At 71.6% G+C, this 17,509-nt stretch carries 16 protein-coding genes; 5 read left to right on the forward strand and 11 right to left on the reverse strand.

Features of this window, described 5'->3' with window-relative positions:
* Positions 1 to 3: 3 nt before the first annotated feature.
* The 11 genes from EUA93_RS01075 to EUA93_RS01125 all read right to left on the reverse strand — a co-directional run bounded on the left by EUA93_RS01075 (position 4) and on the right by EUA93_RS01125 (position 10,956).
* Positions 4 to 378: a Zn-ribbon domain-containing OB-fold protein gene (locus EUA93_RS01075; protein WP_165355014.1), complete on the reverse strand. Its 375-nt coding sequence runs from the start codon at positions 376 to 378 to the stop codon at positions 4 to 6.
* A 14-nt stretch (positions 379 to 392) separates the two neighbouring features.
* A complete protein-coding gene (locus tag EUA93_RS01080) occupies positions 393 to 1,595 on the reverse strand; it encodes a CaiB/BaiF CoA transferase family protein (protein ID WP_165355015.1) in 1,203 nt (400 codons plus the stop codon).
* 44 nt (positions 1,596 to 1,639) lie between these two features.
* Positions 1,640 to 3,121 carry a hypothetical protein gene (locus EUA93_RS01085; protein ID WP_129397980.1) on the reverse strand — a complete coding sequence of 494 codons (1,482 nt, stop codon included), beginning with the start codon at positions 3,119 to 3,121 and terminating at the stop codon, positions 1,640 to 1,642.
* Complete coding sequence (accB, locus tag EUA93_RS01090; RefSeq protein ID WP_129397981.1) at positions 3,118 to 3,642, reverse strand: acetyl-CoA carboxylase biotin carboxyl carrier protein; 525 nt, start codon at positions 3,640 to 3,642, stop codon at positions 3,118 to 3,120. The genes EUA93_RS01085 and accB overlap by 4 nt, the downstream gene beginning before the upstream one ends.
* A 166-nt stretch (positions 3,643 to 3,808) precedes the next feature.
* Complete coding sequence (locus tag EUA93_RS01095; RefSeq protein ID WP_129397983.1) at positions 3,809 to 4,603, reverse strand: MBL fold metallo-hydrolase; 795 nt, start codon at positions 4,601 to 4,603, stop codon at positions 3,809 to 3,811.
* Positions 4,604 to 4,634: 31 nt separating this feature from the next.
* Entirely contained in the window at positions 4,635 to 5,078 is a 444-nt protein-coding gene (locus EUA93_RS01100; protein ID WP_207208573.1) for a Zn-ribbon domain-containing OB-fold protein, read from the reverse strand.
* The gene (locus EUA93_RS01105; RefSeq protein WP_129397984.1) at positions 5,075 to 6,232 is read right to left on the reverse strand and encodes a thiolase family protein; all 1,158 of its coding nucleotides are present in this window, start codon (positions 6,230 to 6,232) and stop codon (positions 5,075 to 5,077) included. Before EUA93_RS01105 ends, EUA93_RS01100 begins: the two co-directional genes overlap by 4 nt.
* A 7-nt stretch (positions 6,233 to 6,239) precedes the next feature.
* Positions 6,240 to 6,755, reverse strand: coding sequence for a MaoC family dehydratase (locus EUA93_RS01110; protein ID WP_129397986.1), 516 nt, complete (start codon positions 6,753 to 6,755; stop codon positions 6,240 to 6,242).
* Between the two features lie 35 nt (positions 6,756 to 6,790).
* A complete protein-coding gene (locus tag EUA93_RS01115) occupies positions 6,791 to 8,785 on the reverse strand; it encodes an acetoacetate--CoA ligase (protein ID WP_242497191.1) in 1,995 nt (664 codons plus the stop codon).
* Between the two features lie 42 nt (positions 8,786 to 8,827).
* Complete coding sequence (locus EUA93_RS01120; protein ID WP_129397988.1) at positions 8,828 to 10,081, reverse strand: acetyl-CoA C-acetyltransferase; 1,254 nt, start codon at positions 10,079 to 10,081, stop codon at positions 8,828 to 8,830.
* Positions 10,082 to 10,188: 107 nt separating this feature from the next.
* Positions 10,189 to 10,956, reverse strand: coding sequence for an SDR family NAD(P)-dependent oxidoreductase (locus EUA93_RS01125; RefSeq protein WP_129397990.1), 768 nt, complete (start codon positions 10,954 to 10,956; stop codon positions 10,189 to 10,191).
* A gap of 274 nt (positions 10,957 to 11,230) precedes the next feature.
* On the opposite strand from EUA93_RS01125, the gene EUA93_RS01130 reads away from it, so the two are divergent.
* From EUA93_RS01130 to EUA93_RS01150, 5 genes are all read left to right on the forward strand, one after another.
* On the forward strand, positions 11,231 to 12,838 hold the full coding sequence (locus tag EUA93_RS01130) for a thiamine pyrophosphate-binding protein (protein WP_129397992.1): 1,608 nt from the start codon (positions 11,231 to 11,233) through the stop codon (positions 12,836 to 12,838).
* Positions 12,839 to 12,976: 138 nt separating this feature from the next.
* Positions 12,977 to 13,810 carry an ABC transporter ATP-binding protein gene (locus EUA93_RS01135; protein ID WP_129397994.1) on the forward strand — a complete coding sequence of 278 codons (834 nt, stop codon included), beginning with the start codon at positions 12,977 to 12,979 and terminating at the stop codon, positions 13,808 to 13,810.
* On the forward strand, positions 13,807 to 14,670 hold the full coding sequence (locus EUA93_RS01140) for an ABC transporter permease (RefSeq protein ID WP_129397996.1): 864 nt from the start codon (positions 13,807 to 13,809) through the stop codon (positions 14,668 to 14,670). Before EUA93_RS01135 ends, EUA93_RS01140 begins: the two co-directional genes overlap by 4 nt.
* Before the next feature lie 173 nt (positions 14,671 to 14,843).
* A complete protein-coding gene (locus EUA93_RS01145) occupies positions 14,844 to 15,971 on the forward strand; it encodes an ABC transporter substrate-binding protein (RefSeq protein WP_129397997.1) in 1,128 nt (375 codons plus the stop codon).
* Positions 15,972 to 16,062: 91 nt separating this feature from the next.
* Positions 16,063 to 17,484: an FAD-binding oxidoreductase gene (locus tag EUA93_RS01150; RefSeq protein WP_129397999.1), complete on the forward strand. Its 1,422-nt coding sequence runs from the start codon at positions 16,063 to 16,065 to the stop codon at positions 17,482 to 17,484.
* Positions 17,485 to 17,509: the final 25 nt, after the last annotated feature.

Genomic DNA, 17,509 nt, shown 5'->3' on the forward strand with positions numbered 1-17,509 from the left:
GGGTCAGGCCTCCTGCTCGGTCGGCGCGGACGCGTGGTCCACGGTGAAGACGTGGTCGCCGGTCTCGGCGTCGGCGTGGGTGGTCACGGTCATGCCGGGGGCGAGGGGCTGGTCCTCCACCCAGTTCACGACCCTTCCGAGGACGCGCACGTCGCCCGCGAAGTCGGCGTAGCACAGCGCGTAGGGCACCTCGAAGAGCTTGCCCATCCGGACGACGGTCCAGGTCGCGACCGTGCCGGTCGGCGTCAGGTCGTGGGCGGGGAGGTCGGTGGCCCAGCAGGTGGGGCACAGGTCGCGAGCGGGGTAGAAGGTGCGCCCGCAGGTGGCGCAGTGGGTGCCCGTGAGCGGGGCCACTGCGAGGTCCAGGGTGTCGGTCATCATTCTCTCCAGGCTCAGACGGGGACGGCGCCGGTGGCGCGGGCGAGCTGCTCGGTGTCGAGGCCGAGGGCGCCGAGGACGGCGTCGTTGTCGGCGCCGAGGCGGGGCACGGTCCCGGCGGGCACGGGGCCCATGTCGCTCATGCTGAACGGGGCGTGGGGCATCTTGATCTCGCCGACGTCCGGGTCCTGCACGCGGACGAACATGCCCCGCGCCTCGAGGTGGGGGCAGTCGGAGATGTCGGCGGAGTCCTGCACGATGCCCGCCGGCACGCCGCCCTTCTCGAACTCGGCCACCACGTCGGCGCGGGTGCGCGCCTTCATCCAGGCGAGCATCGCCGGGAGGTAGGCGTCGGGGTTCGCGGCACGCGCGGCACCGGTGGCCGTGGCGGGGTCGGTCGCCAGCTCGGGGCGGCCGATGATCGCCGCCACCCGGCGCCACATCAGGTCGTTGGGGACGACGAGGGAGATGAAGCCGTCCCCACACTCGTAGGCACCCATCGGCGCCTGGAACCGGTCGGGGCCGCGGGTGATGACGTCGCCGGTGAAGGCGTGCTGCATGAGGGGGCGCTCGTTGAGCGCGACCATCGTGTCGTACATCGACACGTCGATCAGGCGGCCCGTGCCCGTGCGGGTGCGGTCGTAGAGCGACATGAGGATCTGGTAGCCGGTGAGGATCGCGGTGGTCATGTCGGCCAGGCCGTACATCGGCAGCTCGGGAGGCAGGTCACCGCTCCGGCCGGTCATGTGGGTGATGCCGGCCATGCCGAGGATCGCGGCGTCGAACGCGGGACGACCGGCGTACGGCCCTTCGCTGCGGCCGTAGCCGGAGACCGCCGCGTAGATGAGGCCGGGGTTGATCGCGCTGAGGTCGGCGTAGCCGATGCCGAGCTTGTCGGTGGCGCCGGGACGGAGGTTCTCGACCACCACGTCGGCGGTCGCGACGAGCGCGCGGTAGGCGTCGCGGCCCTCCACGCTCGCGAGGTCGAGGGTGACGCTCCGCTTGTTCCGGTTGAAGGAGAAGAAGCCTCCGGACACCGCGGCGCCGTCCTCGCCCGTGAGCTGCGGCATGAACTCGCGACGCGGGTCGCCGCCGTCGGGGCGCTCGACCTTGATCACCTCGGCGCCGGCGTCGGCCAGCCACATCGTGCAGTAGGGGCCGGAGATGTACTGCTCGAGCGCGACCACGCGGACGCCTTCGAGGGGCAGTCGGGACACGGTGGTCCTCCTTCTCGGGTTCGGGGGTGGAACGGGAACGGTGGTCAGCGGCCGGCGTCGACGCGGACGTCGAGCCGCGAGATGTCGTCGCGGCCGGCGAGGTGGCCGACCAGTGCGCCGAGCGGGCTGAGCTCGCGCACGGGCAGCTCGTCGGCCGGGCGCCGCTGCATGGCCTCGACCTGCGCGGGCTGGCAGAAGAGGGCGAAGAACACGTCGTCGTCGCTGGCGTCGGCCGGCAGGCCGGCGCGGATCGCGGGCAGCATCGGATCGGCGTAGGCCGCCATCGGGTCGACCACCGGCTCGTCGCCGAGGATCTTGTCGAGGACGTCGGGGTGGATCGGACCGGGCGGCTCGCCGTAGTGGCCGGCGGCGTAGGTGCGGAGGTCGGCGGGCACGGTGTGGAACCGCTTGCCGTCGAGGACGTTGAGCATCGCCTGGACACCGACGAGCTGGCTGAACGGCGTCACCATGCCCGGGCAGCCGAGGTCGACGCGCACGCGCGCGGCCTCCTCGAGCACCTCGGGCAGCCGGTCGATCAGGCCGAGGCCCTCGAGCTGGCCGACGTAGTGCGACATCATCCCGCCGGGGATCTGGTGACCGACGTAGGACCGGTAGGTGTCCTCGTCGTGGTCGACGTGCGGCGCGAGGTCCTTGCCGTAGTCGTAGGCGACGTAGCGGAAGTAGGAGTCCATCCAGGCGACCTCGTCCTCGTCGAGATCGACGCGGACGCCCTCCTCCCTGGCGAGGGCGATGAGGTCGGCGGTGGCCGGGACCGAGTTGCTGCCCGCGACGGAGCGCGCGGCGCTGGAGAGCGCGGTCACGCCGTTGCGCAGTGCCTCGCGGTAGCACGCGAGCGCCAGCCCGGTCTGGTCGTGCACGTTCATCTCGACGGGAATGCCGGGCGCCGCGTTGCGGATCGCGGTCACCAGCGGCGCGACGCGCTCGGGACGCAGCACGCCGCAGGCGTCGTAGAGCAGGATCCCGGAGGCGCCGTACGACGCGTACTCCTTGGCCTTGGTCGCGAAGTACTCATCGGTGTGGACCGGCGACTCGGAGAAGGTCAGGCAGGCCGAGGTGTGCATGCCGAGGCGGCGTCCCTCGCGGATGTGGTGCTCGACGTTGCGGGTGTCGTTGAGGGCGTCGAAGACCTCGAACTCGTCGAGGCCGAGGCCCGCGAGGTGCTCGAGGAAGAAGGTGACGACGTCGTCGGAGTAGCGGGTCCAGCCGAAGAGGTTGCGGCTGCGGACGAGGATCGTGCTGGGGGTCTCCCCCATCAGCTCGCGCAGCAGCCGGAACCGCGTCAGCGGGTTCTCCTCGAGGAACGACACCGCGACCTCGAAGCCGACGCCGCTGAGCAGGTTGCTCCGGGTGAAGCCGGCGCCGGCTGCGTGCGACGCCGCGGGGAGCATGTCCCGGGTGCGGAGCCGGTTGGCCCACAGTGACTGCGGACCGTCGCGGAACGTCTCGTCCGCGACCTGGAGGGTGAGCTGCTCGCTCGTCCCCGTGGGCTGGTCAGGCACGATCATGCCTCGATCCGCACGAGCACCTGCTCGAACTCGACGAGCTCGGCGTCGGCCACGCAGACCTCGACGACCGTGCCGGCGACGCCGGCGCGGACGGTGTTCATCAGCTTCATCACCTCGACGATGCCGATGACGTCGTCGGCCGCGACCTGCTGGCCGACCTCGACGAAGGGCGGCGCGTCGGGGCTGGGCGCCCGGTAGAAGACGCCGGCGATCGGCGCGGCGACGGGGTCGCCGCGCCCCTCGGAGGTGGGTGCGGCAGGCACGGGGGCGGGCTCGGCGGGAGCGACAGGAGCGGCGGCCACGGCGACCGGGGCAGGTGCGGCCGCGGCAGGTGCCGGCGCAGGGACGGCGACGGCTGCGGGCGCGGCGGACCGGGTGGTGCCGCGCTCGACCTCGAGGCGGAGCGGGCCGTCCTTGTAGACCACGCGGGTCGGCAGGTCGGAGCCGTCGAGCATGGTCAGCAGCTCGACGACGGTGTCGAAGGTGAGCCCGTGGGAAGCCTTGCCGGACGTCTTGGCCATCGTCTTGTTCTCCTTCTCAGCACCGTCGGACCGACCGACGAGTGACGGCTGTCACGTTATGAGTCAACATAGTGTCGTGTCAAGAGACATAGTGTCGTCTGTCGTGGGTACGGCGATCCGGCGCAGGGAGGCGGCCTCGCTGCGCTGGTCCCCGGGTGGGGCGTGGCTACTTCAGGTCGTAGGTGTGGAACTGCCGCGCGAGCCGGTAGTGCCCGATGTCCTCGCTCGGCCGGTCCGGGTCGTCGTCGTAGGCACCGTCGGCGTAGTGGACCATCAGGGTCTTCTCCTGGAAGTCCTGCGGCATCGAGAGCAGGTCCTCGATGGGCGAGTGCAGGTTGCGGATGTCGGCGCCGAGGGCGTCGGTGGGGCCGAACCAGGCGTCGTGCATCACCAGGTCGCAGTCGTCGAACCAGGCCCACTTCTCGCGGTCGACGCCGGCGTCGGGCGCGTAGCCGAACTTCACGCCACCGAAGTCGAACTTGTACTGAAGGCAGCGCGGGTGGTGCCGGGTCTCGGTGAAGTCGACGGTGAACCCGCCGAGGTCCATCCCGGGCTCGATCGGCTGGGCGTCGAAGAACCAGTCGAAGTTCGCCAGTCCGCCGTCGCCGCGTGCGGACTCCTCCAGCGAGGGCCGCAGGCTCGACCAGATGTCGCTCAGCAGCCACTGCGGGGCGTAGAGCTTGATCGGGTCCTCGGTCACGTAGTACTGCAGGTAGGCCAGCTCCTCGAGCCCGTTCACGTGGTCGGCGTGCATGTGGGTGATGAAGATCTCCTTGTACTGCGTGTGCTCGACCCGGCGGGCGCCCTCGCGGTTGTTGGTCGCGAGCATCTTCGGCAGGTAGGGCGGGCAGTCGAGGAAGACCTCACGCCCGTCGACGTCCATCAGCACGTGGGTGTTGAAGTGGCGCGTGGTGAACGCGTCCCCCACGCCGAGGGTGTAGAGCTTCACGGAGTCAGCCATCGTCACTGCCTTTCAGTCGTCGGGTCCGAAACTAGGGCGATACGCGGAAGAACGGGAGCACCCACTCGCCGACCCGGGTGGGTACGACGTCGCAGCGGTCGCCGACGCGGGGCGGACGGCCGTCGGGCAGCAGGTCGGCGAGCAGGTGGGTCAGCAGGGTGGCGCCCTCCTCGAGACGCACGAGCCCGACGCGATAGGGCGCGATCGCAGCCCACGACGCCTGGCCCGGACGGTGCACCTCGGAGTGGGTGACGACCCGGCCGCGGCCCGAGGCCGTGACGAACGACAGGTCACCCGACCAGCAGGCGACGCAGCGGGTGCGGGGATAGCCCTGGGCCGCGCCGCAGGACGCGCACGACTGGATCGTGAACCGGCCCTCGCGCAGCGCGTCCCACCACGGCTGCGACTCGGCGGTGGGCGTCGGCGGCGCGACGGAGAGGTCGGCGTACGACTCGTCGATCACGAGACCGGTCACGAGGTGCCTCCCAGCACGAGGGCAGCAGCCTCGCTGAGGGTCGCCCCGTTGCCGGTGACCAGGCTCAGTCGCGGGTCCGGGACCTGCCGTTCCCCCGCCTCGCCGCGGAGCTGGCGCACGGCTTCGACGACGTGCGACATCGGGCCGGCGAGGCCGCACTGGCTGAAGCCGAGCTGGCCGCCGTGGGTGTTCATCGGGAAGTCGCCCGACGGCGAGAAGTCGTGGTCGGCCAGCCACGGGCCGAACTTCCCGGGCGCGACGAGGCCGAGGTCCTCGATCGTGACCCCCACGACGATCGTGTAGCAGTCGTAGAGCTGGTAGTTGCCGAGGTCGGCGAGGCCGACCCCGGCCTGCACCAGTGCCTGGGCCATCGCGTCCTTGAGCGGCCCGGTGGTGATCGCCGGGGCGCCCGAGAGCGCCCGGTGGGTGACCTTCTCCCCCGCGCCGAGCAGGTGCGCGCCGGCACGCCCGAGCGACGCCGCGCGCTCGGGCGAGACCACCACGAGGGCGCTCGCTCCGGCAGCCTCCATGACCGCCTCGAGCAGGTGGATCGGCGTGCTGATCATCGGTGAGGCCAGCACGTCGTCGACGGTGATCGGCGTGCCGTGGAAGATCGCCGCCGGGTTGAGCTGGGCGTTGGCGCGCGCCCGGACGGCGATCTCCGCGAGCTCCTCGGGCGTCGTGCCGTAGGTGTCGATGTGCGCCTGCGCGATCATGGCGTACGTCGTGTTGGCGCCGCTGGCACCGAACGGGACGTCGTACTCCCGGATCGGGGCGCGGTAGCTCGACCTCGGGAAGCCGGTCGCCGGCCGCGCGGCACCACCGACGCAGAGCACCACCTCGCACATGCCGGCCCGGATGGCCGCCGCGGCCCGCCACACCATGCCGGCGGCGCTCGCGCCCCCGAGGTCGACGACGTTGGCCATCGTCGGGTGCAGCCCGAGGTACTCGGCGACCGAGGCGGGCACGTGCATCGGTATCTCGCCGTACTGCTGGCCGACGAGGAGGCCGTCGACGTCGCCGGGGCCGAGGCCTGCGTCGGCCACCGCCAGCGCGGCCGCCTCGGCCATCAGGCCGAGGGAGCTCTCACCGTCGGTGGACCGCCGGGGGGTCAGCTCGCCGATGCCGACGATCGTGGCGAGGGGTGCTCTCACGGCAGGCTCAGGCGTCGTTCTTCGCGGCCTCGGTGGCCGCGAGCAGCGACTTGCGCGGCGACATGTAGGTCAGCACCTCGCCGTCGAGCACGACCTGGCCGTCGGAGCGGGTGACGGTCTGCTTCAGCCTGGCGATCGGCTTGTCGTGGCGCACCTCGAGCACCTCGACGCGCGAGACGACCTCGTCGGGGATGTAGACCGGGGCGACGAAGCGCCAGCTGACCGAGAGGAACACGCTGCCGGGGCCGGGGATGTCCTGGGCGCCGACCTCGCTGATGGCGCCGATGATCAGGCCGCCGTGGGAGATCCGGCCCTCGAACATCGTCGAGTCGTCGATGAAGTCGTCGTCGAAGTGGAGCGGGTTGTAGTCACCGCTGGCCTTGGCGAAGGCGTCGACGTCGTCCTGGGTGATCGTGCGGGTGCGCTCCGCGGTCTCGCCGACCACCAGGGGACGGCCGAGGAAGGTGGTGTTCCACACGGAGCTGGACTCGTCGTGGGTGGGAGCAGGGGTGGCGTCGGACATGGGTGTGCTTCTCCTCTTGTAGGGGGCTGGTGGACTCAGGACCTGACCGCGAAGGCGGTGAACTGGTCCAGGGAGTCGGGGTTCTGCATGGCACCGGGGGTGGCGACGTCGGCGACGGCCGCCCCCTCGAGGATCTTCTTGACCGGCACCTCGAGCCGCTTGCCGGTGAGGTTGCGCGGCACGTCGCGGATCGCGAGCACCTCGTCGGGCAGGTGGCGTGGGGACAGCTGGGACTTGATGGCGCCGCGGATGCGCCCGAGCAGGTCGTCGTCGAGCGCCTGGCCGTCCCCGAGCACCAGGAAGAGCAGGAGCTTGCCGCCCTCGCCGGGGCTGGGCTCGGCGTGCACCACGAGGGCGTCGTCGACCCCGGGCATCGTGTCGAGCAGCTCGTAGAACTCCGCCGTCCCGAGCCGTACGCCGTCCCGGTTGAGCGTGGCGTCGGACCGACCGTAGATCGCGCAGGAGCCGTCCTCCCAGAAGGTGATCCAGTCGCCGTGGCGCCACACGCCCGGGAAGTCCTCGAAGTAGGCCGCCCGGTAGCGCGCGTCGTCGACGTCGCCCCAGAAGCCGATCGGCATCGACGGCATCGGCCTGGTGATGACGAGCTCGCCCTGCTCGCCCACGAGCGGCGTGCCGTCGGCGGCGTACGCCGCCACCGCGACCCCGGGGTAGGCCGAGGCCATCCGACCGGTGCGGACGTCCTGGCTCGGGGAGTCGCCGACGAAGCCCGAGCAGATGTCGGTGCCGCCCGACCCGGACATCAGGCGTACGTCGTCGGAGATCGAGGCGCACCCCCACGCGGCGAGGTCGCCGGGGCACGCGGTGCCGGTGACGCCGAGCTGGAGGATCGCGGAGGTGTCGACCTCGTCGCGCGGGACGAAGCCGGCCCGGCGGCAGAGCTGGAGGAACCCCGGCGAGGTGCCGAAGTGGGTGATGCCGGCGTGGTCGGCGATCCGCCACAACGCGCCCACGTCGGGCGAGGTCGGGTTGATGTCGGTGGTGACGACGGCAGCGCCGAGGCCCAGGCCCGAGACGACGAGGTTCCACATCATCCAGCCGGTGGTGGTCTGCCAGAAGATCCGGTCGCCGGGCTGGACGTCGTGGGCGAACGCGAGCGACTTGAGGTGCTCGAGCGTGATCCCTCCGTGGCCGTGCACGATCGCCTTGGGCAGTCCGGTGGTGCCCGACGAGAAGAGGATGTAGAGCGGGTGGTCGAACGGCACCCGCTCGATCGTCGGTGCGGCAGGCGTGGCCGTGAGCTCGGCCCACGTCCCGCTCGCCCCCTCGATCGCCGGCGCACCGGCGAGGTAGGGAAGCACGACGAGCTGCTCGACCGTCGGGAGCGAGGCGACGATCGAGGCGACCTCCTCGTGGCGGGAGACGTCCTTGGTGCCGTACCGGTAGCCGTCGATGGCGACGACGACCTTGGGCTCGACCTGGCGCCAGCGGTCGATCACGCTCTGCACGCCGAACTCCGGCGCGCACGAGGTGAAGACCGCACCCAGGCCGGCGGTGGCCACGAGCAGCGCGACCGTCTCGGGGATGTTCGGGACGTAGGCCGCCACGCGGTCGCCGCGACCGACGCCGGCGGCGCGGAGCCCTTCCTGGATCCGGCCGACCAGGTCGCGGAGCCCGGCGACGGTCAGCGTCGAGTCGGGGCGGCTGTCGGAGTAGCCCAGCAGCGCGAGGTCGTCGTCGGCGCGGCCCGGCATCGCGAGCATCCACTCGGCGTAGCTGAGCTCGGCGCCGGGGAACCACGCGGGCTTGAAGACCTGGTCGCGCTGCTCGGGACGCAGCGCGACGTGGCCCGAGCCGGGCAGGCCGCCCCAGTCCCACAGCAGCGACCAGAACGTGTCGTGCCGATCGATCGACCACGCCAGGAACGCGTCGTAGTCGTCGAAGGAGAGGCCGTGGCCCTCGGCGAGCCAGGCGAGGAAGCCGTCGAGCGACGTGCTGCGGCGGCCGTCGGCCGGCGTCCACAGGACCTCGGAGGGTGCCTGGTGCAGGTCGGGTGCGGCGGTGAGGGTCAACGGGGCTCCTGGATCGGGAGGTGGGTGGGGAGCGCGGCGTGGTCAGACGCGCTCGATGACGATGGCCATGCCCTGGCCGCCGGCGACGCACATGGTGGCGAGGCCGGTCTGCTGGTCGCGCGCCTCGAGCGAGTGGAGGAGCGTGGTGACCAGGCGGGTGCCGGTCATCGCGAACGGGTGCCCGATCGCGATGGAGCCGCCGTGGACGTTGAGCCTGTCGTCGGGCACGCCGAGCTCGTCGACGCACGGGATCGCCTGCGCCGCGAAGGCCTCGTTGAGCTCGACGAGGTCGATGTCGTCGATCGTCATACCGGCCCTGCGCATCGCCTGCCGGGACGCCTCGATCGGGGCGAGGCCCATGATCTCCGGCGAGAGGGCGCTGACGCCGCTGGCGACGATGCGTGCCCGCGGCCGGATGCCGAGCTCGAGGGCGCGGGACTCGCGCATCACGATGATCGAGGCGGCCCCGTCGTTGAGCGGGCAGGCGTTGCCGGCGGTGACGGTGCCTCCCTCCTCGGCCGTGCGGAACACCGGCTGGAGGGCGGCGAGCTTCTCGATCGTCGAGCCGACACGGGGCGACTCGTCCTCGCTCACCCAGTCGCCGGCCGCGTTGCGGACCGGGGTGATGTCGGTCGTGAAGAAGCCGGCCGCGATGGCAGCCTCCGCCTTCTGCTGGCTGCGGAGGGCGAACTCGTCCTGGGCGCGGCGCGAGACGCCCTTGAGTCCGGCGACGTTCTCCGCGGTGCGGCCCATCTCCATGTAGACGTAGGGCAGCTCACCGCGCTCTCGCGGGTCGGACCACAGGTCGCCGCCCTGCTCGCGGGCCAGCGCCCGCGCGTTCGCCTCGTCGTACCCGTGGTGCTGCCAGGTCCCGCCGACGAGCGCCTGCGCGTCGGCCGGGAGGTGGTCGCTGGTGCCCCGGCGGTGCCGGCTCTCGAGCTCGAGGCCGCCGGTGACGAAGGCGTCGCCCTCCCCCGCCACGATCGCGTGGTGCGCCGTGCGCAACGCCTGGATGGACGCCGAGCAGTAGCGGGTCATCGTCATGGCCGGGACGGTGTCGAGGCCGAGCTGGACGGCGATGACCCGGCTGATGTTGCTGCCGTGCTCGCCGCCCGGCTGGCCACAGCCGAGCACGATGTCGTCGATCGTGTGCGGGTCGAGCTCGGGCACCTGCGCCAGGGCCGCCTCGATGACCTGGCGGCCGAGGTCCTCCGGCCGGGTCCCGGCGAAGGCTCCCCGGTAGGCGCGGCCCATGGGCGATCGGGCGGCTGCCACGATCACGGCCCGGTCCGACATGAGCTCTCCTCACCGATGGACGTGCTGGTCGAGCTGCTGATGGTTGTGACTGGCGTCACGCAGTTCGGACAACATAGTGACGAGTGACTCGGCGATGTGTCAACGACCTAGGCCCTCACGTCCCGGATGGTGTTGGACAAGAAGCCCCCGTCGACCAGGAGGTCGTGCCCGCAGACGTAGGACGAGTCGTCGCTGGCGAGGTAGACCACCGCCGAGGCGATGTCCGCCGGCTCGCAGGTGCGACCGAGCGGCGTGGCGTCGCTGAACGACCGCACCAGGTTCGGTGCGTTCTCGGTGAGCGGCGTGGGCACGAAGCCCGGCGACACCGAGTTGACCCGGACCCCGCGCGGACCGAGCTCGTCGGCTGCGGTCTGGGTCAGGCCGCGCACGGCCCACTTCGAGGCGGCGTACGACGCTGCGCGGTAGCCGGTGTGGGACGCGAACGAGGCGATGTTGACGATGCTGCCCCCGCGGTTCCCCACCATCGAGCGGCCGGCGTGCTTCATGCCGAGGAAGACGCCGGTGAGGTTGACCCCGATGACCCGGTCCCAGTCCTCGACCGCGGTCTCGAGGATGCCGAAGCGGTTGGTGATGCCGGCGTTGTTCACGAGCACGTCGACCCCACCGACCTCGGCCTCGAGGCGGGAGACGAGCTCCTGCCAGGACCCCTCCGAGGCCACGTCGAGGGCAGCACCGACGGCACGCACACCCCGGTCGCGCAGGGCTGCGGCGGCATCCTCGACGCGGGACTCGTCGAGGTCGGCCAGCACCACGGTGCCGACACCCTCGCGGGCGGCGAGGTCGACGGTCGCCGAGCCGATGCCGCCGAGGGCTCCGGTCACCAGGACGGTCCTGTTCTTCAGTCGGTCGGTCATGCGAGGGCTCCTTCAGGGATCGGTGTCAGCGGACCAGGGCGTCGACGTGGACATGGGCGTACGGGACGGCGTCCTGGTCAGGTGGGGCGGTGCGCATGTGGCTCTCGTTCTCCATCTCGGGCCCGTGCGGTGGCCGGGCGTCCGGACGACCCATGTCCCCGTCGGAGGGGGGTATCCGATTTTCGAATGACACCTTGACGAATCGCACAACAGCCTGTTGTGTGTGGCGAGCATCACTTCTACCACAGATGCAGCTGCCGCCGGAAGGACCGCGATGTACTACCACCAGGCACTGGCCCGGGCGATGGCCGACCAGGGCATCACCGACGTCTTCGGCGTCCTCGGCGACGCCAACCTCTACTTCATGCAAGCGTGGGAGAGCGCCGGCGGGCACTACGTCGCGGTGGCCCACGAGGGCGCCGGCGTCCTCGCAGCCACCGGTTACGCCTCCACCGCGGACACGGTCGGCGTCGCCACCGTGACCCACGGCCCCGCCCTCACCAACGCGCTCACCGCGCTGGTCGACGCGACCCGCGCCCGGATGCCGGTCCTGGTCATCGCCGGCGACACCAACCCCGAGGTCCGTGGCCACCTGCAGAGCATCGACCAGCACAGCGTGGTCCAGGTGAGCGGGGCCGGCTGGGAGCCGGCGACCACGCCCCAGGACGTCGCCGCCGACCTCGCCCGGGCACTGCGTCGGGCCGTGGCCGAGTCACGCCCGGTCGTGCTCAACATCCCGATCACCTTCCAGTGGACCGAGGTCGACTACGTCCCGGTGCCGCGGGCGTCGGTGCGCCACCGCCGGACGCGGCCCGACCAGGATGCGCTCGAGGACGCCGCCGGCATCCTCGCCTCGGCCCGACGCCCGGTGGTCCTGGGCGGACGCGGCGCCCGCCACTCCCGCGACCAGCTCGTCACCCTGGCCGAGCGGATCGGTGCGCCGGTGGCGACGTCCCTGCGCGGCAAGGGCCTGTTCTCCGGGCACCAGCACGACCTCGGCATCTGCGGCACCCTCTCCCACGAGACCGCGCTCGCCACCCTGGACCGCGCCGACTGCGTGGTCGCCTTCGGAGCCGCGCTCAACGACTTCACGACCGCCGAGGGCTCGCTGCTCCGGGGCAAGCGCGTCATCCACGTCGACTCCGACCCCGGGCGCCCGGACACGTGGTCCTCGGCCGACGTCGGCATCGTCGGCGACGCCGGCGCCGTGGCGGAGGCCCTCGTGGAGCTGCTCGACGAGGTCGAGCACTCCCCCACCGGCTTCGCCGACGACGCGCTGGCGCTCGCACTCAAGAACCCGCGCCCAGCCCTGCGGCCGACGCGGACCGGTGGCCTCGACGTGGTCGCCGTGCTCCGGCGCATCGACGAGGCCTTCCCCGCCGACCGCACCCTGGTCATCGACGACGGCCGCTTCATCCTCACCGCCTACGCCGAGCTCGGTGTCCCGCACCCGTCGGCGTACGTCCACACGTGCAGCTTCGCGTCCATCGGCCTGGGCCTGGGAAACGCCATCGGCGCCCACGCCGGCGCTCCCGAGCGGCCCGTGCTCGCCGTGGTCGGCGACGGCGGCTTCATGAGCGCCGGCCTCAACGAGCTCAACACCGCCGTCCGGGCCGGCACCGACCTCGTGCTCGTCGTGGTCAACGACAAGGCCTACGGCGCCGAGCACGTGCAGCTGGTCGCGAAGGGCATCGACCCGACCATCTCCACCTTCGACTGGCCCGACTTCGCGCCGGTGGCCGATTCCCTGGGCGCGCGCGGCATCACCGTGCGCTCGCTCGAGGACCTCGAGGCCGCCTTGACCGGGCTCACCGAGCGCGACCGCCCGGTCCTCCTCGACGTGCAGATCGACCCCTACGACGTGCCGGGATCGTTCGTGTGACAGCGGTCGCAAAACACCCCGCTTGATCCATTGACATGTTGCCGACTCACCCAACAAGATGTTGCCCGAACCGGGTTGTGATCGCGATCACACCTCCGCACCGCCACCCGGTCACACCCTCGATGAAACGGAGTCCTCATGGTCTCTGCACCACCCGAGAAGCTCGTCGCCCACCCGCACGTGGGCGGCGCCGAGCAGATCGCGATCGACTCAGCGGCCAAGACCTACCTGCGCCGTGGCGCCTCCCCGGTGGAGGCACTGCGCCCCACCGAGCTGGTCGTCGAGCCGGGTGAGTTCGTCAGCCTCGTCGGCCCCAGCGGCTGCGGCAAGACCACCCTGCTGAAGCTCGTCGCCGGTCTCGACCACGCCACCGGTGGTCGCATCGTCGTCGGTGATCGCACCGTGAGGAAGCCCGACCCGCAGGTCTCCGTGGTCTTCCAGAAGGCCGCCCTGCTCAAGTGGTACACCGTCGAGCAGAACGTCCTGCTGCCGGCGAAGATCGCCGGCACCCTCACCAAGGAGACCCGCAACCGGGCCGCGGAGCTGCTGGAGTTCATCGGCCTGGCCGACTTCAAGGACCGCTACCCCAGCGAGCTGTCCGGCGGCATGCAGCAGCGCGTCTCGATCGCGCGCGCCCTGGCCGGCGAGCCGAAGGTGTTGCTCATGGACGAGCCGTTCTCCGCGCTCGACGAGTTCACCCGTGAGGTGCTGCACGACGAGCTCCTGCGGCTCTGGACCAGCCACCCGAAGACCGTCATCTTCGTGACCCACAACATCAGCGAGGCGGTCTACCTCTCCGACCGCGTCGCCGTGATGGCCCCGCGACCGGGGCGCATCGAGGCCGTGGTCGACATCGACCTGCCCCGTCCGCGCACGTCGGCGCTGCGCACCGACCCGCAGTTCTTCGAGATGGTCTCGACCATCCGCTCCCACTTCAGCAAGGCCGGCGCCCTCGGAGGTGAGTCCGCATGACCGTGACCGCAGAGCCCACGTCCACCCTCGACGAGACCGAGAAGTCCAGGGGACGCAACCGCAAGGACCAGCCCGACGTGCTGCCCACCCCCAGCCGCGCCGGCATCTTCGCCAAGAACCTCGGACTACGCCTGATCGTCCCCGCCGTCGTGCTGCTGGCCTGGTGGTACACCACCTCCCAGGACATGGTGTCCCCCCTCATCGTGCCGGCACCCGGCGACGTGTGGAACGCGCTCGACAGCTACCTCCTCGGCGGCGTGTGGAACGAGGACATCATGTCCAGCGCCCGCGGCACGCTGTGGAGCTTCGTGATCGGACTCGTGCTCGGCATCGTCGGCGGCTCGATCATGGCGTTCATCGCCTCGGTCAAGACGGCCGTCTACCCCTACATCCTCGCCTTCCAGGCCTTCCCGAAGATCGCGGTCGCCCCGCTCTTCGTGGTCTGGCTCGGCTACGGCGACGCGCCGAAGATCATCATCGGAACCTCGCTCGCCTTCTTCCCCGTCATCAGCGCGACCATGGCAGGCCTGCTCGACGTCGACCCCGACGAGCACAACCTGATGCGCTCGATCGGTGCCAGCAAGCGGCAGGAGCTGCGGCACCTGCGCCTGCCCCGCGCGATGTCGTACGTCTTCCCGGCCCTCGACATCGCCGTGGTCGGCGCCCTGCTGGGCGTCATCACCGCCGAGATCGTCGGCACCGAGTACGGCCTCGGCCGCGTGATCACCGAGCGTGCCGCCTACGGCGACTCGGCCGCGGTCTACGCCGTCCTGATCGTCCTGGCCGTGGCGGGAGCGATCCTCCACCTGGCCGTCAGCATCCTCCACAAGGTGATGCCCCGGTCCATCGTGCCCAAGTAAGCGGGGCCGGACCACCAGCAAGAAGCCGATCGCGGCGTCGTACGCCACTCCCACCACCACGTGCGACGTCGCCCCGGTCACCCCTGCCCGCACGCGGGCGCTCCCTCGGGTCGTCCCGGGCCTCCCGGGACAACAGGCACCACCCCCACCCGCACCAGAGAAAGCAGAAGCAGATGAACTTCTCCACCCACCGCCGCGCGCGCCGCGGCCTGGCGACGGCACTCGTGTTCTCGATCGCCAGCCTGTCCCTCGCTGCCTGTGGCGGTGGCGGCGACGAGGCCAACGCCGACGGCACCGCCTCCCTCTCCGGTGTCAACGGCGACCCGTCCAACGGTCCCTCCGGCGCCCCGTTCGGCTCCGTGCAGATCGAGGAGGGCTGGGACAAGGCCGACGGCTACACGCTCAAGTGGGACGTCGCCCAGAGCGCCGCCGCAGGGCTGCAGCTGCTGAGCGCCGGCAAGGTGGACATCTCCCAGGGCTCCGCGCCGACGGCCTACGCGGCGGCCAAGCTCGACCCCGACCTGCGCATCATCGGCTTCCTGAACGGCCCCGCCTACCTGATGGTGGCCCCGGAGGGCAGCGGCATCGCGACCGCCGCCGACCTCGAGGGCAAGAAGATCGGCGTCCTCGCGCTCGGCTCCGCCTCCGACATGATGGTGCGCGGCTCGCTCCAGGAGGTCGGCCTCGACCCCGACAAGGACGTCAAGATCCTCCCCATCGGCGTGGGCGCGCCCATGGCCGAGGCCCTCAACTCCGGCACCGTCGACGCGATCGCCGGCTGGGAGGGCATGTGGCAGAGCATCTCGGCGCTCACCGACGAGCCCCTCGCCCCGGTCGAGGCGGCCATGTCCGACCTGCCCGGGATGATGCTGCAGACCACGACGCAGGAGGTGCTCGACACCAAGCACGACCTCCTCGTCGACTACATGCGCAACTTCTACAAGTCCTGCCAGCTCGGCGCCGACGACCCGCAGCGCGTGGTGGCCGACCACTGGGAGAAGTTCTCCAACGTCGCCCCGCCCGCCGACAAGTACGACGAGCAGCTCGCCGACCAGGCCGACTGGAACCAGAACTTCTTCTCGATCTGCGCCGAGCCGGGCAGCGAGAGCGGGATGGCCGGTGTGCTGTCGGAGTCGGAGGTGAAGGAGTCCTACGACTGGCTGCGGAAGTACAACATCCTCGAGGACGACGTCGACTTCGCCTCCATCGTCGACACCTCGGTCACCGAGGAGGCGATGAAGGACCTCGACCTCACCGCGTGGTCGAAGGACTACCTCGCGGAGAACCCGACCCAGGGCTGACACCGGCTCCCCGCGGCGGCGGGTGCACCTCCACCCGCCGCCGCGGCGGCACCGCACGTCCCGACCCCGTCACGAGAGCAGGAGAGACCGCATGTCCGTCACCGCCACCGCCCGGTCCGCGGTCGACGCCTTGGTCGCCTCCCTCCCCGACGGCGTCGTCGTCACCGACGCCGAGCGCGTCGAGAAGTACCGCCATGACCGCTTCGAGGACCTGCCCGCCGGCGTGCCGTGCGCCGTCGTCCGGGCCGAGGGCACGGAGCAGGTCCAGGCCGCGCTGCGCTGGGCCACCCAGCACCGCGTCCCCGTCGTGCCCCGAGGCGCCGGCACCTCTCTGTCCGGCGGCGCGACCGCCGTCGACGGCTGCCTGGTGCTGACCCTCGAGCGGATGACCGGCGTCCGGGTCGACGCCGACCGCCGGGTCGCGCACGTCGAGCCCGGCGCCCTCAACATCTCGGTCAAGGAGGCCGCCGCGGTGCACGGGCTCTGGTACCCGCCCGACCCCGGCTCCTACCGGATCTCCACCATCGGCGGCAACATCGCCACGAACGCCGGCGGCCTGTGCTGCGTGAAGTACGGCGTCACCGCCGACTACGTCCTCGGCCTCGAGGTCGTCCTCGCCGACGGCCGGCTGCTGCGCCTCGGGGGCGAGACCATGAAGGACGTCGCCGGGCTCAACCTCCGCCAGCTCTTCGTCGGCAGCGAGGGGACGCTCGGCGTCGTGACCAGCGCCGTGCTGCGCCTGGTCCCCCAGCAGGGCGAGGTCTCCACCCTCGTCGCCACCTTCCCCGACCTGGTCTCCGCCGGCGTCGCCGTCACCCGCATCGGACGCACCGTCCGCCCCGCGATGCTGGAGCTGATGGACCAGGTGTCCATCAACGCGGTCGAGGACCACTCGCCCCGCGGCCTCGACCGCGAGGCGGGCGCCCTGCTGCTCGTCCAGTCCGACGCACCCGGGGCCGCCCGTGCCGACGAGATCGCGACCGTCGAGGCGCTCTGCGAGGAGGCCGGCGCCACCGAGGTGGCCACCACCGACGTCGCCGAGGAGGGGCTGATGTTCGTCGACGCGCGACGCAGCGCCGGCGAGGCCACCGAGGCCCGCGGGACCCTCCTCGCGGAGGACATCTGCGTGCCGGTCGACCGGCTGCCCGAGGTGCTCGCCGAGATCACCGCCCTGGCCGTGCGCCACGACCTCGAGATCCCCGTCGTCGCGCACGCCGGCGACGGCAACCTCCACCCCGGCATCATCTACCCGCCCGGCGACGCCGCCGCCCGCGACCGCGCATGGCTGGCCTTCGACGAGCTGATGGCGCTCGCCACCGCCTACGGCGGCACGGTCACGGGCGAGCACGGCGTCGGTCGCACCAAGACCCGCGGACTCCTCGCCCAGGTCGGTCCCGACGTGATGGAGGTGTCACGCGCGATCAAGGCGACCCTCGACCCGTTCGGCCTGCTCAACCCCGGCGCGCTCCTCACCGCGCGCGAGCCCCTCGAGCACGCGGGCGAGCAGGGATGAGCGGACCCGGCCAGGCCCGGCCGGG

This window comes from Nocardioides oleivorans, from assembly GCF_004137255.1.
In the GTDB taxonomy this organism is placed as follows: domain Bacteria; phylum Actinomycetota; class Actinomycetes; order Propionibacteriales; family Nocardioidaceae; genus Nocardioides; species Nocardioides oleivorans.